The organism is Terriglobus sp. (assembly GCF_965201105.1).
Lineage (GTDB): Bacteria > Acidobacteriota > Terriglobia > Terriglobales > Acidobacteriaceae > Terriglobus.
Window position 1 is genome coordinate 2,902,825 of the sequence record NZ_OZ241741.1, and the last position, 13,491, is coordinate 2,916,315.

Sequence of the window (13,491 nt, forward strand, 5' to 3'; positions counted from 1 at the left end):
CCTTCTGGTGCGTTGGGGGGGGTGTTCCTAGAAGGCGGTGACGCCCAGCGATGAGCGACGCCGCATCGCAAATGCGAAAGCGACTGGAGGCAGCAGCAGCAGCCAGGTTGCGGGTTCCGGAGTGGCAGCGACCGAAACAGAGTTCACCGTGAGGGCATAACTGCTGGTGCGCTGGGTACCGTCAATGAAATTAAGGAACTTGCCTCCGGCGATACCAAAAAAATCGCCGGTGAACGTCGGTTGTCCCGCGAACAGAGTTCCGGCGGCCAACGTCGTAGTGAAGACATTTGGATCCTGCGTCAAAAAGAGCACGTAAGTTCCAGGCCCTAGAATCTGGTTAATCGAGACGTCGCTGTTATCGGTTTCCGCAAAGGCCAGCGGGGTTCCTCCGCTTGCATTGAACAGGGTCAGCACCGGGATGAAGCCACCAGTCGCATAGGACGTGGTGGCGAAGTTGAAGTTTTGCGTAGACGAGGTTGTGAAGGTATAGGAATAGAAACTGTCGTCGTTCAAGAACGTGCCGCTAGCTAAGGGGGTCGCCTGTAGCCGGCTCGCAAACAGCAAACCGAGCGTACAGAAGAGAAGGGCTGAGAGCAGGCGTTTGGCGTAGACCACGTCGTGATTCTCCTGGGATATCTGAAAAGCGGAAGCAATGAAGTTGTGCAGGGACGTACGCGACACACACTCAATCAGACCGACTCGTCTGACGTCCCAAGACTCCACCTTTCCCGAACGACGAAACGCGCGTGTCGCCTACAGCCCAATCCCTTTTGCATATTTTTCCTCTGACATGAAGCGACCGCTTGGCAAGGCGCAGTTTTCGGGTCGGTTCGCACCAAAGTGAACCTTTTGCGGTACGACAGGTCCCACGAGGTGTAGCCATCTGCCCACGAGTGCATTTAAGACTTAGCCCCATCGTCAAAAGCAGCTGAGTCCACACCTCCCCCAAACCCCTTTGACCGGGAAATGTGCATCACAAAACCCAAAAACGAGGCCGCACATGAAGACGATCCCCGCCGTTCGCACCGCCGCCAATCTGCTTGCAGCAGTCCTGCTCTCCGCGACGCCCGCCATCGCTGCACACGCCCAGGCTTCTACGGTTGCTCCGAAGAAGGCACCCGAGGGCTCGACCGGGCTCTGCAAGGACGGCTCCTACAGCACAGCCGCGAGCAGGAAGGGCGCTTGTGCCGGCCATAAGGGGGTGCAGACCTGGTACAGCGAAACCCGCGCCTCGCAGCAGCAGCGAACCTCCGGCGGAACCAACCCGCCCAAGGCCACGCCCAGCACGACCTCCGCGGCAAGCTCTCCCGAGCCCATTGCCAGCCCCGCTCCGAAGCCGTAATCGCCAGAGTTATCTCCATCGCAGGAACTTAGGCGTAGGTTCCGCGGCAGAATTTGTGCCGCTGCGAAGCGAAGCTGGGAGGATCGCTAGCGAACCGGATCAGGGGAGGACGCGTCGATCCCGCGCCGAACTGCATCCCAAAGCGCCGCCCGATCCGCAACCAGCCCGGGATTTGTCGCCTGCGGCCACGCACCAAGTGTCACAATGACCAGCTCGCGCTTTGGATCCACCAGGATTGATTGGCCGAAGATCCCCAGCGCCGCGAAGCTTTCATCACCCGAAGGATCAGCCTGAGTACGACCCAGATCAGGAAAAGTCCACCAACCCAGGCCATACCGCCCACCATCCGCCTCGCCCCGCGTCGCCGCTGCCAGCCAGAGCCCAAGCGGCGAGCCATTGGCGCGATGAGCCCTGACAAACTCGCCAAGTCGCCCGAAATCCTGCAGCGTCGCGCTCAATCCGGAGCCGCCGAACTCCTTTCCGTCGTCGGCGATCCAAAAAGCGTCAGACGCCGCACCCATTTCCCGCCAAAGCGTCCGCTCCGTATACGTGCTCAACGACGTACCGACCGCGCGCCGCACCAAGACTCCAAGCAGATCGGTTTCGCCCGTCTTGTATACGAACTTCGTTCCGGGTGCCGCCTCGCGGGGCAATTTGCGCATGTACTCGACGACTAGATCGCGCCCTTTTGGCGCCGTCGCCTCGTACAGCTTCACGTTGTCACTGTCAGGCGCCGAGTAATCCTCAACCCACCGAACGCCGCTCGTCATGTCCGCAAGCTGCTGCACCGTGACACCGTCGTAAGCCGAGCCGGCAAGTTCTGGGATGTAGCGGGTGACCTTGTCGTCCGCACTCTGAATCAGACCATCGCGAATCGCATAGCCGACCAGCGTTGCCGTAACGGATTTCGTCATGGAAAACGAGGTCCATGTCGTTTTCGGGCTTGCGCCAAGCGCGTACCGCTCGAACCGGATGCGGCCGTGTTGCATCACAAGCACGCCCGCAAGGCGGTCGCGCTGCATGAACGCGTCGACCGATTCTCCTGAGGGAAGCCGCACTGGTAACGGGTCGCCTTGCGTTAGCGCTAGCGCTGGCCCGTGACGAATCCGGTTGACCGGAAAAACTGTGTCCATGTGGGCAAAGCGCGTCTCGCGTTGCTGCTGTGTCCAGGTCAGGTCCTGCGCCAGCAGCTGGGCGACACTCACCCGAGGCGGCGCCTTCTGCGCTGCCATGACGCAGGCCAATGAGATCGCGAATCCCATGGCGACGCCGATCTGGCAAGCACAAACCAGAGAACGGCGCCTGCGCAGACCGTCAGAATTATGAGGATGAATTGTGAGTTCTGTGCAAAACGCTGATGCCGGCCGGAGTACCCAAGCGGAGAGCAAGCTGAGCAGGCCACGTTCTCTGCACAGCATAAGTGTTTGCAGCACAGCTACTTACGTCCTTTCATGCTGCGTTCACGATGCAATTCTGCTGACGTGTGAGGTGTTAGTCGCGATGCCGGGGAAGTTCCTTCCACAATTTTTTCCACAGCACGAAAAGAGCACGTCTGACGGAAATCAGACGTGCTCTGGTAAGAAATACGTGTATTCGACGGGAACAACGCCTGTTGTATTAGCGTGGCGCGGGCGTTGTGCGGGGTGTGGCGCGTGGCGCGGTACGCGAAGCCGGAGCAGATGGGGCTGACGCACCGGCCGGCTGCGCCGGAACGCCCGACGACGTGTTGTAGGCATCGATGACTGCACGGGTAATGTCGGTACGTGGGTCGGCCTGCAGGATGTTGCTGCTTTGCCCACTCACATCCAGGGTCAGCGTGAAGCCGTTCTGGTTGGCATAGGTCTGCAGGGTACCATTCACCTTTTGCGCGATGCGACCGTAGACCTCCTGCAGCTCCTGCTGGTACGCGGCGCTGGCGTCCTCGCCGTCGCGCTGCAACTGCTTCTCTTTGGTGTCAATGTTACGGACGCGGGTGGCTTTTTCCGCATCGCTGAGATTGGGCTGTTTCTGGAGCTGGTCTTTGAGGCTCTGCACTTCCTGAGCCTCGCCATCGATCTTCGTTTTCTGCGGTTGGTACTTCGCGGAAAGATCGTTGACAGCTTTTTGGCCCTCGTTGGTGGCAAAGACCGCCTGCTCAAAGCTGATCAGCGCGATTTTTGCGGGGATCGCTTCGGGTTTCACTGCTGCCGCAGCAGCCGGCTGGGGTGATGCCTGTGCGAACAGAGCGGTGGAGAAGCCAAGTGAAGCAACTGCGACGGCGAGCGTCGACACGGTAGCAATACGATTCATGCGGATGGGAAAGCTCCTTGGAGATCCGTGCTGGGTATGAAAATAGGCGCCGCGCAGCGCGTGTGCTGCGGCCTGCTTGCCTGGGTTTGGCGTTGCTGAACCCGATCGCCGGGCGCACGACTCCGCGCAAAACTAGCAAAAGTATACGACCGCCGCGGAAACAGGGTCAAACACTGGCGCTGCTACCGGTCAGGAGTCGTGCTCAAAAAAGAACGAGTTTGCGGCACGCCTGTGAAAAGGGCCTGTGATGGATGCGCAGGATGCGAAAAGCATCAGAGCGGCAAAGCTAGACGGAGTGCTGGGAACGCGACGCCCGGAGAAATAGGCGGATGCCCGCAACGCCGGCTGCGCCCGACGCCAGGCACAGCGGCGCGTTCTGAAGCGTAACGCCGCCCAGCGCGAGCACCGGAGTTCCACGCGCGCGTTCGACCGCCCTCGCCAGAGCTTCCAGACCGGCGCCGGGCTGAACCGGCTGACTCGCTACGGTTTTATCAAAGACGGGAGCGAACAGCAGCAGCGAGGCGCGCGTGCGTTGCTGTTCGACTTCGTCGAGCGTGTGTACAGAGCAGCTCACGCAATGGGTGCTGTCAGACGGTTGCTCCAACAATCCAGCGGTGCAGTGCCAGCCTACCCCGGCGCGTGTACTGAGTTGCCGTGGGCCGTTGAGCACGACCTGCATGACTGTGCCGGTGGCGTGCACCGCGTCGCGCACGGCCGTGGTGAGTGCGAATAGCGCGGCATCATCGAGATCTTTCTCGCGAAGCTGGAAGAAGTCGACACCTTCGTACGCGAGGGCGACGGCTTGCAGGATGAGCCGCTCTTTGCGCTCCTGCTCGCCGCCGGGGAAGAGACGACGGTCAGAGATGGCGTATCGCAGCATCAGGGCTGGCTCGTTGTTTGTCTGCGGCACCAGCTTACGATCGGACGGTCCATCTCGGCGTAATGGCTCGGGAACGCCGACATCGAAGGGCTACTTGGAATTGTGCTCATCCGGCAAGTCCAGCGCGACCAGGCTGAAATGCGTGCCGTTCTGCAGCGCGCGCAAGGTGACCATGTGCTGGCGCGAGGGCGAGCCGGCTTTCAGCGTCAGGTCCTGTTCGCCGCTTTTCTTTGCGCCGTCGTCGTGCAGGTCGGTGTGGACGTGGCGGTCCCCTTTGCAGGTGAGGCCGAGGCCGGTCTTGGCTGGCTGGCCGACCGAAGATTCTTCCTGACAAGCGATCACGTCGCTGTATTGTCCGAGCGCTTTGCGATAAAAGTCTTCCACCTTGGAGCGGTCGTCCGGCGTTTCAAAGCCGAGCGCGAGCACGCGCAGGCGGAAACTACCAAAGGACAGGTTGACATCAGCAGAGTCCTTGTCGGTGCCGGAGTTATTGTCGGACACCGCGCCAGGGTAGGGCGGCAGACCGATTTTGCCGAGCACGGCAGCGGGGTCCGTCTTTACGGCAAGGGCGCCGAGTGGTGTACGTATGTCCACATCTTCTTTGCCGTCTTTGCCACGCGAGGAGATGTGGCAACCAGTAATTGCGAGCAAGGTGAGCAAAGCTCCGGTTGCGATCCAGCGCATGTTGCTGATTCCGAACATCGGCATCCTCTCGATATGTCCCGCGATAGAGTACGACAGCGTGAAAGCTTTGGTTCCACAGAATCGACGAGCCCGCATGGCTGGAGACTCACTCGTAGCGGAGTGCCTCGATCGGGTTCAGGCTGGCCGCTTTGTATGCGGGGTAAATGCCGAAGACAAGGCCGATGCTGCACGAGATGACGAACGCGGCAACGACCCACATCAGGGAAACCGACGACGACAGCACAAATTTGAGCAGGAGCCCGAAGCCCGAGCCGAAGAGCACACCGATGAGACCGCCCAGTGCGCACAGCGTCATCGCCTCCAGCGTGAACTGCAGCAAGATGGTGCGTCGGTTGGCGCCGATGGCTTTTCGCACGCCGATCTCGCGGGTGCGTTCCGTTACGCTGACCAGCATGATGTTCATGACGCCGACCCCACCCACCAGCAGGCCGACCGCGCTAAGGCCGAACATAAGCAGGAAAAGGCTGCCGGTGATCTGGCTCCAAAGGCGCGTGATGGAATCGGCCCCGAAAATAGCGAAGTTGTCGTCCGCATCGTTCTTGACCTTGCGGCGGCGGCGCAGCATCTCGCGAATTTCGTCTTCGACGATGCCCTTGTTCTTCTGGTCGTCGAACTTGGCGGAGATCCAGTAATCGAGCTGTTCAGGGTGGACCTTTTTGAAGGTGCTGATGGGCATGTGCAGGATGTTGTCTTCGGCGTTCTTGCCACCGCCAAAGGCAGATTTCACTTTGTCCTGCACACCGATGACGGTGTAAAAGCTGCCGTTCGCGTTGATCTCTTTGCCAATGGCGCTCTCGTCGCCGAAGAGATCCTCCGCAGTATCGTGGCCAAGGACGACAACATTATCCGCATGGTCCTCCTCGCGTTGCGAGAAGTAACGGCCTTGGGTCAGGGTCAGATCGTACACGTCCGGGTTGTCGGCGCTCGTGCCCTCCAACGAAACGTTCTCGCTCTTGTTCTTGCCGTACTTGGCGACCACGTTGCCACTGCCCCAATCGAAATTCTGGTACCGCAATGAGGGCACCACGCCGACGACGTGCGGCAAGGTCTTGAGCGCGATGGCATCGTCAAAGGTCAGTTGCTTGCGCGTGAGCATCTCCGTGGTCGGACGAACACCGATGACCGGGAAGCGGAAGATCCAGATCACGTTGGTGCCCATGGACGAAACCATCTCGCTCACGTTGTTGTTGAGTCCGTTGATCACCGACGAAATGGTGATGACGGTGGTGACACCGATGACGATGCCGAGGATCGTGAGGCCGCTGCGCAGCTTGTTGGCGCGCAGTTGGTCCATCGCCATGGCGACCGGTTCGCGTAGCTGGGTAAGAGTCGATTTCAGGCTCATCGTGTCCTTCTCCGGAGCGGTTGCCGCCGGACAGAGCTAATCCGCGCGAAGCGCATCGATTGGGTCGAGCATGGCGGCTTTCCGTGCAGGGTAGACGCCGAAAAAGATGCCGACACTGGTGGCGACAAGCATGCCGGCGATCGCGCTCCACACGGCAAAGGACGATGGAAAGCCGAGCAGCACCGTGACACCCTGTGCAACAACAGCACCGCCGATGACGCCGAGAACGCCGCCGACCAGCGCCATGGTGGCGCTTTCCATAAGGAACTGCATCAGCACGTCGCGGCGGCGCGCGCCCAAGGCTTTGCGAACGCCGATCTCGCGCGTGCGCTCGGTCACGCTGACTAGCATGATGTTCATGATGACGATGCCGCCGACCACCAGCGAGATGGCGGCAATGGCGACCGCGACCGCTTCAAAGCCGGAGCTGATGCTCTTCCAAAGCTGAATGAAAGTATCGCTGGTTTCGATGGTGAAGGTGTCTTCCTGGCCCGGGCGGTCGTGGCGCGCGGCGCGCATCAGCACACGGACCTCGTCCTCTGTGCGCTCCAGGCCGTTTTTGCCGCCGCCTGCCTTGACGTAGAGCGTGACGGTCTTCGCGGTGCCGTAAGTCTTCTGATAGGTGCTGAGCGGCAAGGTGACCCAATTGTCCTGGCTCTGGCCGAGCGACTTGCCCTGCTTTTCACCCAGGCCGATCACGGTATAGGGCACGCCATCGACCCGGATCTCCTTGCCAATGGGATCTTCGCCGCCCAGCAGATTTTCCTGGATGTCGGAGCCGATCAGCGCGACGTGGGAGGCGTGGTCGTCGTCGGACGGCGTGAAGCCGCGGCCCTCCACTATGGTTTGGTTTTGCAGTGTGGGCAGCATCCATGTATTGCCACGGATGGTGGTGTCGGTACTTGACTGCTTGCCGACTACGATCTTGCCGCGCGTGGCCTGCTGCGCGCCCATGCCGTCACAACTGTGGCATTGGTCGCTCACATAGCGGTACTGTTCCAGATCAATGTTTTTGCGCTTCAGATACTGCAGGTGCAGGTTGTAGTCGGAGTTGAAGCCGGGCTCTTTGGAGATGGTCATCACGTCGGCACCATACCGATTGACCCGTGTGGCGACAAAGGCATTGGCGCCGTTGACCAGCGTGACCACGGCGATCACGGCGGCTACGCCAATGACCACACCCAGCAAAGTGAGCAGCGTGCGCAGCTTATTCGCCCATAGCGACTGCATCGCCAGCTTTAAACCTTCCTGCCAACCCATCCCTTGCCTCTTTGTTGAAGACTACTCTGTGCGGACGCCGCATCGCAGCGGCTTTGTTTCGCATCTTTGTTCGCAGGAACCCTTACGGAAAGAGACGCGATGTCATTGCTGAAGCCGGCACAATGCCGGGATGGAAAGTTTCAGAATCCGGTGCCGACGGAAATGGTTCCGGCTCGCCAGATGCCGAGCATCTTTCACAAGCTGCTCTTTGGCAAGGAGGAACGTATCCCACGGCGGCAGTTGGGGCCGTTCCGGACCGACCTTTCGGATTTTCAGCATCCTCCTGCTTCGGGGTTGCGCGTGACGCTGATCGGGCATTCGTCGCTGCTGGTGGAGATCGACGGAACGACGTTGCTGATCGATCCTGTCTTCGGCGAGCGCGCCAGCATGGTGCAGTGGGCCGGACCGAAGCGCTTTTACCCTGCGCCGCTCTCGATCGACGAGCTTCCGCCGATCGATGCGGTGCTGCTGACACACGACCATTACGACCATCTCGACTCCGCGGCACTGCAACAACTGGATAAACGCAAGCCGCTCTACGTTTGTTCCATGGGCGTGGAAACGCACCTGAAGCGCTGGGGCGAGGGTGCCGGTCGCGTGCACCCGATGAATTGGATGGACAGCTTCACCGTGCCGTCTGGCAGTGCGACGCCGCTGGAGATTGTCGCGCTGCCCGCCCGGCACTTCAGTGGACGCAGCTTCAAGCGTTTCGGCACGCTCTGGTCCTCGTTTGTGCTGCGCACGTCGAAGCACAACGTGTACCACGGGGCGGACTCGGGCTACTGGAAAGGCTTTCAGGAGATCGGCGAACAGTTTGGGCCGTTCGACCTGGCGACGCTGGAGATTGGAGCGTTCGACCCGCTGTGGCACGAGATCCACCTGGGGCCTGATAATGCCCTGAAGGCCGCACAGGAGTTGCGCGCGCGCGTCGTGATGCCGATCCATTGGGGCCTGTTCAACCTGGCATTTCACCCCTGGTATCAGCCACCGGAGAGATTTACGGAGGTCGCCGCCGATGCTGGTCTTCCGGTATTCCTGCCAGAGCCGGGAGCGCCGACGGAAGTCACAGCCGAAGCCGCCAACTCGCTCTGGTGGCGGCGCTACCTGTCGGTGCCCGCGGACCAGCCCGCCACCCACGGCGTCAAGGAAAAGGGCAGCACCGCCGCTGCGGCATTGGCGAGGGACTAGACCGGCGCTTTTTATGGAAACCACGCTCGTTCACTTCCAATTTCGCCGGCTCGGTTCGGGGTTGTTCCTAGATGCCGAGCCCGTGCCCGGTGGCCAGCAGCAGTTCAGCATGGAGCATGTGCATCGCATGCGCGTACGCAGCGAAGGCGAGGCGCTGAAAGCGGTGGAGCGCGCCGGCATCGGGCACTGGACGACGTTTCCGCTGGATGGCATTCAGGCCACGGTGACACGACTGCAGCTGCGCGAAGCTGGCTTTCGCGGCAACTATTAGCCGCAGTGCGCACTTGGCCGGGCTAAAGGCCCTTTCATATTGGGGCTCTCTCTCCATGGCCTGTAGGCCACGGCTCCCTCCCATATACTCGGAGTGAGCAGGCGGGCTAAACGGTCGCTGCTGTGTGCCGCTTGCGGTACGCAGGGGAGGAAAGTCCGGACTCCGCGGGGCAGTGTGCCGGGTAACGCCCGGGAGGTGCGCGTCAAGGCGCATCGACGGCCAGTGCCACAGAGACGATACCGCCCCGTTCGCGCGCAAGTGCGGCCAGGGTAAGGGTGAAAAGGTGCGGTAAGAGCGCACCGCGCCGGCAGTAATGCAGGCGGCATGGTAAACCCCACACGGAGCAAGACCAAATAGGCGGGAAGATCGTTCGCGGCGCAATCCATGAACGTGATGCGCATCGGCCCGGTGCGCCAAACTCGCGGGTAGGTCGCTGATGAGTGTCCGCAGCAATGCGGCGCCTAGAGGAATGACCGTTCGTTGACAAAATCCGGCTTACAGGCCCGCCTGCTCATTCCAAGCCGCTCCTCGGGCTGGCTCAGCGAAAGAAATCGGAATGGGTGATGACGTTCAGCACCATGATGCTGGCTGCGATCGTGAACCAGTCTTCCAGGTTGGCGATGGGCCAGTCCTTGCCGACCAGCGCCGCGAGCCGGGTGCGCAGCCACCAGCCGCCATAGGTGCCCAGCACGGCGCCAATGCCGCCGGTGATCCCTTTCAGATAGTGATGGCCGCCCACGCGCGGCGCGATCAGCACGCCGATGAACACGCCGAACAGGATGCGCCCGGTCAAGCCGATCGCCGAGGTGCGACTGGGCGTTTTCGGCAGCTTGTCCCCGATGAACTCACCGAGCGCAGCCAGCGAGAACACAATCGGCGAAACCAGGTAAGACGCGAAGTGGCGCCAGCCGGTCAGCATCAAAACCTTTTCGCCAGGAATTGCTCCCGGCAGGTACGCGAACCAGCACAGCACCGCGATCGGCGTCATTGTCCGCAAGCCCGTCAGGATGCCCAAGATCAGAACCAGCACGTAACCCATACGGCAGCTAGGATGACACGACCTGGCCTGCCGGATGCAAAAACCTGCTGCAAAGACGAACGGGGAGCATTCCGCTCCCCTGTTCGCTGTCGATTCGCGCTTCTATCGTGTCGTCGGCGATGGCAGTTGCAGCATCATGCCGTTTGCGCCGCCGGTCTCAACCGAGGGCAGCTGGCCGTTCCACCGGTCGATCAGCGCACGCTGATTTTCTAACCGGCGCAATTCCAGCAGCTGCGGCGTGATGCTGGTCTGGCGGATGCGGTTGGCCTCCGCCTCACCTTGCGCGCGGGTTACGCTGCTCTTCGCCTGACCGTCCGCCTCGGCGATTTGCTTGGCGGCCTCCGCCTGCGTCCGCGCGAGTTCGTTGCGGGCGCGCTCGGCATCCTGAATGGCCTGCGCCTTGGCCGTGATTGCAGTTGCGATCACCTGGGGCACGCGGGGCGCGCCGATCAGACCGAACTGCTGCAGTTGCACACCGACGGGATCGAGTTGGTCCTGAATCAGGCGCTGCGTTCGCGCCAGGAACTCGGATTTCTGCTCACCGTAAATCTGCTCCACGGTGTAAGTGGAAGCGACCTGGTTGAGCGAGTTCCGTACAATGTCGCGCAGAATACCGTGCGTGAACTGACTTAGGTCGCTCACGCGGTATTTCACATAGAAGTCCGGCACGCGGGCCGCGGCAATCGAGTAACTCAGACTTATATCCGTATCGATCTCCATGCCTTCCTTCGAGTTGAAGCTCATCTCTTCGTTCGTTGGGCTCCCCTCATCGGTGCTGCGGGTCCACTTGACCGTTTGCACGTAAGTGGGAAACTCGATGATCTGCGAACGGAGTGGCGAGTAGAAGACCCAACCGGTGCGGATCGGGATCTCCGAGGCGCCGCGCTGCGAACCACTCAAGACGATTTCGATGCCCGCGTGCCCCGCGTCGATCCGCGTGACGGACAGGAGATAATTGAAAAAGATCGAAACAGCAAGGATCGCCAGAAGACCCAGGCCGGCATACTTGCCGAGCCGACGAATGTTCGCCGAAGGATCGCCGCTGTTGTTGCTGTTTACAGGAATGACCTCACCAAAGATGCTCATGTTAGCTCTTTCTCCATAAGAGCCGTACTACTGTGAATGTTCCTACCAGCGAGAAGACAAGCAGGGCTGCGCCCCCGTAGAGGGCCGCGTCGCTCGGTTTGTTCATCAGAGGTAACGCGGTCGCCATCAACTTGTAACCAAGGACAGCAACCAGAAGCGTCAACAAGATTCTGCGGTACTGCATCGCGCGTCGCCTGGCCGCTTACTTACGTGGCCTTCAACATCATTAGAATACCGCTGCGGCAGCACTTACTCCATCGGTCGAAAGTGGTATGGACTTGCGGCTATAACGGCGTACAATCTTATAAGTGGAGAGTAAGTCAGCTCTGGTGCAACTACAGGTGAGCCAGCCCGGAGTGCCGCTGAGTTTGTCTGAGGCATGGCGAACTCTGCAAGGTGAGGAGCACACCGCCTTGCAGTACCGCTACGAACTGGAGATGGCTCGATCGGCGATAACCGCTGCCGGGCACCTGATTGCGCGGAGCGACGCGGACGATGACGTTCTTGCTGAGTTCCCCGACGGCCGTTTCGCCATCGTCCACCTGACCTGGAGCGACGACATCCGGTCGCAGGCGCAGGTCACTTCCTTTACCACCCTTGAAGATGCGTTCGCGGCAATGCGCAGAGATGGAACGGCGCTTAGGGCTGACCGTCACGGAAGCTGGTGAACAGATTATTCCAGGCCTCGGCCCGGATAGGATGCGCGAAAATGGCGTCGCGAAGTGCTGTGTAGGGAAGGCCGCCCATCATCGCAAGCTCCAGTTGCGCAGCCAGTTCGCCGCCGGACTCGGTCAACGCCACGCCTCCAAGAATCTGCCCGCTTTCCGCATCCACGACCGCCTTCAGCATGCCGGCGGTCTGGTCCATCTCGTCGAGGCGCGCGATCTTCGCAGCGGGAATCGCCGCCACGCGCACCGTGCGGCCCTGCTGTGCCGCGTCCTTCTCGGAAAGGCCGATGCGGCCCAGCTCCGGGTCGGTGAACATGGTGTAGTTGGTCCGGCGGCCAGCGATGGACGCATTGCCACCTTCCAGCAGGTTGGCGCGCAGCACGCGGAAATCGTCGTAGCTGATGTGAGTGAACGCGGGGCCGCCCTTCACGTCGCCAATGGCCCAGATGCCCGGCACGTTCGTTTCCAAGCGATCGTTGACCCGGATATGGCCGCTCTTGTCCTGCTCTAGGCGGACCCGATCAAGGTGGAGCGCCTCCACATTCGGCGTGCGGCCGGTCGCGACGAGCAGGTGCGAGCCGGTGACCTGCTGCTTTCCTTCCGCCGTGGTCAAGTCCAGTGTCAGAGTGCCAGCGGTGCCGCTAACGCGCTCGACCGAGGTGCAGGTGAGGATGCGGATGCCATCGTGCTCCAGGATTTCGCGGACACAGGCGGCCACGTCGTCATCCTCGTGCGAGGCGATGCGCTCGCCGCGCTCCAGCACTGTGACTTTCGCACCGAAGCGGAGCATCATCTGCGCGAACTCAAGCGCGATATATCCGGCGCCGAGAATGACCAGGTGCTCCGGGACCTGCTGCAATTCCATGATGCTGGTGCTGTCCAGGTAGGGCACGCTGTCCAGGCCGTCCAGTTGCGGTGGGTGCGGACGTTCGCCGGTGTTCAAGAAGACGCGCGGCGCGGTGAGGTGGCGCACGGTGCCGTCCTCGTTCATGCGAACTTCGACTGCAAACGAGCCGCCGCCCGGCTGCTCCGCCGCGAAGCTTGCCTCACCCATCAGCAGCGTAGCGATCTTGCGCAGCGACTCCGCATTCGCGTCGCGCGAGTCAATAACGATCTTCTGCTTGCGCTGCCAGACGGTGTGCATGTCGATTGTGATCGGTCCGGTTCGGACGCCGAAGTCTGCACCGCGCCGGGCCAGGTAAGCCACCTTTGCACTGGCATCGATGGTCTTCGAAGGCGAACATCCGTCGTTCACGCAGGTGCCGCCGACATAGCGGCGCTCCACCGCGGCGACGCGCCAGCCGGCTTTTGCCATCGCCCTGACGAGCGGATTGCCGCCCTGCCCTGTCCCAATCACGATTGCGTCGAACTGCTCGTCTGCCATGCTGCCTCTGATTAAAGACTATAGGGAGTCGTCG

The 13,491-nt window shown here is 61.1% G+C and carries 14 protein-coding genes and 1 other RNA gene; 5 read left to right on the top strand and 10 right to left on the bottom strand.

The features are described from left to right. Window positions 1–27: 27 nt before the first annotated feature. Window positions 28–615 (bottom strand): DVUA0089 family protein, encoded by a 588-nt coding sequence (locus ACOFKT_RS12715; protein ID WP_419804352.1) that lies wholly within the window; start codon window positions 613–615, stop codon window positions 28–30. Between the two features lie 385 nt (window positions 616–1,000). Between ACOFKT_RS12715 and ACOFKT_RS12720 the strand changes: the two genes are divergently transcribed. Beyond that, the gene (locus tag ACOFKT_RS12720) at window positions 1,001–1,342 is read left to right on the top strand and encodes a DUF3761 domain-containing protein (RefSeq protein WP_419804353.1); all 342 of its coding nucleotides are present in this window, start codon (window positions 1,001–1,003) and stop codon (window positions 1,340–1,342) included. A gap of 86 nt (window positions 1,343–1,428) precedes the next feature. On the opposite strand, the gene ACOFKT_RS12725 is transcribed toward ACOFKT_RS12720, so the two are convergent. The 6 genes from ACOFKT_RS12725 to ACOFKT_RS12750 form a co-directional block, all read right to left on the bottom strand. After that, window positions 1,429–2,604: a serine hydrolase domain-containing protein gene (locus ACOFKT_RS12725; protein WP_419804354.1), complete on the bottom strand. Its 1,176-nt coding sequence runs from the start codon at window positions 2,602–2,604 to the stop codon at window positions 1,429–1,431. Window positions 2,605–2,959: 355 nt separating this feature from the next. Beyond that, the gene (locus ACOFKT_RS12730) at window positions 2,960–3,631 is read right to left on the bottom strand and encodes an OmpH family outer membrane protein (RefSeq protein WP_419804355.1); all 672 of its coding nucleotides are present in this window, start codon (window positions 3,629–3,631) and stop codon (window positions 2,960–2,962) included. Window positions 3,632–3,917: 286 nt separating this feature from the next. After that, window positions 3,918–4,541, bottom strand: coding sequence for a thiamine phosphate synthase (locus ACOFKT_RS12735; RefSeq protein WP_419804356.1), 624 nt, complete (start codon window positions 4,539–4,541; stop codon window positions 3,918–3,920). Window positions 4,542–4,601: 60 nt separating this feature from the next. Then, window positions 4,602–5,051 carry a hypothetical protein gene (locus ACOFKT_RS12740; protein WP_419804357.1) on the bottom strand — a complete coding sequence of 150 codons (450 nt, stop codon included), beginning with the start codon at window positions 5,049–5,051 and terminating at the stop codon, window positions 4,602–4,604. Window positions 5,052–5,301: 250 nt separating this feature from the next. Then, window positions 5,302–6,561, bottom strand: a complete 1,260-nt coding sequence (locus tag ACOFKT_RS12745) for an ABC transporter permease (RefSeq protein WP_419804358.1) — start codon at window positions 6,559–6,561, stop codon at window positions 5,302–5,304. Window positions 6,562–6,597: 36 nt separating this feature from the next. Continuing rightward, window positions 6,598–7,821, bottom strand: a complete 1,224-nt coding sequence (locus ACOFKT_RS12750; protein ID WP_419804359.1) for an ABC transporter permease — start codon at window positions 7,819–7,821, stop codon at window positions 6,598–6,600. Between the two features lie 99 nt (window positions 7,822–7,920). On the opposite strand from ACOFKT_RS12750, the gene ACOFKT_RS12755 reads away from it, so the two are divergent. The 3 genes from ACOFKT_RS12755 (at window position 7,921) to rnpB (ending at window position 9,794) form a co-directional block, all read left to right on the top strand. Further along, the gene (locus ACOFKT_RS12755; protein WP_419804360.1) at window positions 7,921–9,009 is read left to right on the top strand and encodes an MBL fold metallo-hydrolase; all 1,089 of its coding nucleotides are present in this window, start codon (window positions 7,921–7,923) and stop codon (window positions 9,007–9,009) included. A gap of 13 nt (window positions 9,010–9,022) precedes the next feature. After that, on the top strand, window positions 9,023–9,280 hold the full coding sequence (locus ACOFKT_RS12760; protein ID WP_419804361.1) for a hypothetical protein: 258 nt from the start codon (window positions 9,023–9,025) through the stop codon (window positions 9,278–9,280). Between the two features lie 98 nt (window positions 9,281–9,378). After that, an RNA gene (gene rnpB / locus ACOFKT_RS12765) (RNase P RNA component class A) lies at window positions 9,379–9,794 on the top strand. A 24-nt stretch (window positions 9,795–9,818) separates the two neighbouring features. Here the strand turns inward: rnpB and ACOFKT_RS12770 are convergent. Both ACOFKT_RS12770 and ACOFKT_RS12775 read right to left on the bottom strand, forming a co-directional pair. Further along, entirely contained in the window at window positions 9,819–10,319 is a 501-nt protein-coding gene (locus ACOFKT_RS12770; protein ID WP_419804362.1) for a DUF4126 domain-containing protein, read from the bottom strand. Between the two features lie 102 nt (window positions 10,320–10,421). After that, a complete protein-coding gene (locus ACOFKT_RS12775; RefSeq protein ID WP_419804363.1) occupies window positions 10,422–11,405 on the bottom strand; it encodes an SPFH domain-containing protein in 984 nt (327 codons plus the stop codon). 308 nt (window positions 11,406–11,713) lie between these two features. On the opposite strand from ACOFKT_RS12775, the gene ACOFKT_RS12780 reads away from it, so the two are divergent. Then, the gene (locus tag ACOFKT_RS12780; protein ID WP_419804364.1) at window positions 11,714–12,073 is read left to right on the top strand and encodes a hypothetical protein; all 360 of its coding nucleotides are present in this window, start codon (window positions 11,714–11,716) and stop codon (window positions 12,071–12,073) included. Here the strand turns inward: ACOFKT_RS12780 and ACOFKT_RS12785 are convergent. After that, the gene (locus ACOFKT_RS12785; RefSeq protein WP_419804365.1) at window positions 12,045–13,457 is read right to left on the bottom strand and encodes a mercuric reductase; all 1,413 of its coding nucleotides are present in this window, start codon (window positions 13,455–13,457) and stop codon (window positions 12,045–12,047) included. The genes ACOFKT_RS12780 and ACOFKT_RS12785 overlap by 29 nt on opposite strands. Between the last annotated feature and the right edge of the window lie 34 nt (window positions 13,458–13,491).

What these genes read in the sequence shown, in the direction of transcription:
- ACOFKT_RS12720 (WP_419804353.1), top strand. Translation starts at nt 1,001, where the DNA reads ATGAAGACGATCCCCGCCGTTCGCACCGCCGCCAATCTGCTTGCAGCA.
- ACOFKT_RS12725 (WP_419804354.1), bottom strand. Translation starts at nt 2,604, where the DNA reads ATGGGATTCGCGATCTCATTGGCCTGCGTCATGGCAGCGCAGAAGGCG.
- ACOFKT_RS12730 (WP_419804355.1), bottom strand. Translation starts at nt 3,631, where the DNA reads ATGAATCGTATTGCTACCGTGTCGACGCTCGCCGTCGCAGTTGCTTCA.
- ACOFKT_RS12745 (WP_419804358.1), bottom strand. Translation starts at nt 6,561, where the DNA reads ATGAGCCTGAAATCGACTCTTACCCAGCTACGCGAACCGGTCGCCATG.
- ACOFKT_RS12750 (WP_419804359.1), bottom strand. Translation starts at nt 7,821, where the DNA reads ATGGGTTGGCAGGAAGGTTTAAAGCTGGCGATGCAGTCGCTATGGGCG.
- ACOFKT_RS12755 (WP_419804360.1), top strand. Translation starts at nt 7,921, where the DNA reads ATGTCATTGCTGAAGCCGGCACAATGCCGGGATGGAAAGTTTCAGAAT.
- ACOFKT_RS12760 (WP_419804361.1), top strand. Translation starts at nt 9,023, where the DNA reads ATGGAAACCACGCTCGTTCACTTCCAATTTCGCCGGCTCGGTTCGGGG.
- ACOFKT_RS12770 (WP_419804362.1), bottom strand. Translation starts at nt 10,319, where the DNA reads ATGGGTTACGTGCTGGTTCTGATCTTGGGCATCCTGACGGGCTTGCGG.
- ACOFKT_RS12775 (WP_419804363.1), bottom strand. Translation starts at nt 11,405, where the DNA reads ATGAGCATCTTTGGTGAGGTCATTCCTGTAAACAGCAACAACAGCGGC.
- ACOFKT_RS12785 (WP_419804365.1), bottom strand. Translation starts at nt 13,457, where the DNA reads ATGGCAGACGAGCAGTTCGACGCAATCGTGATTGGGACAGGGCAGGGC.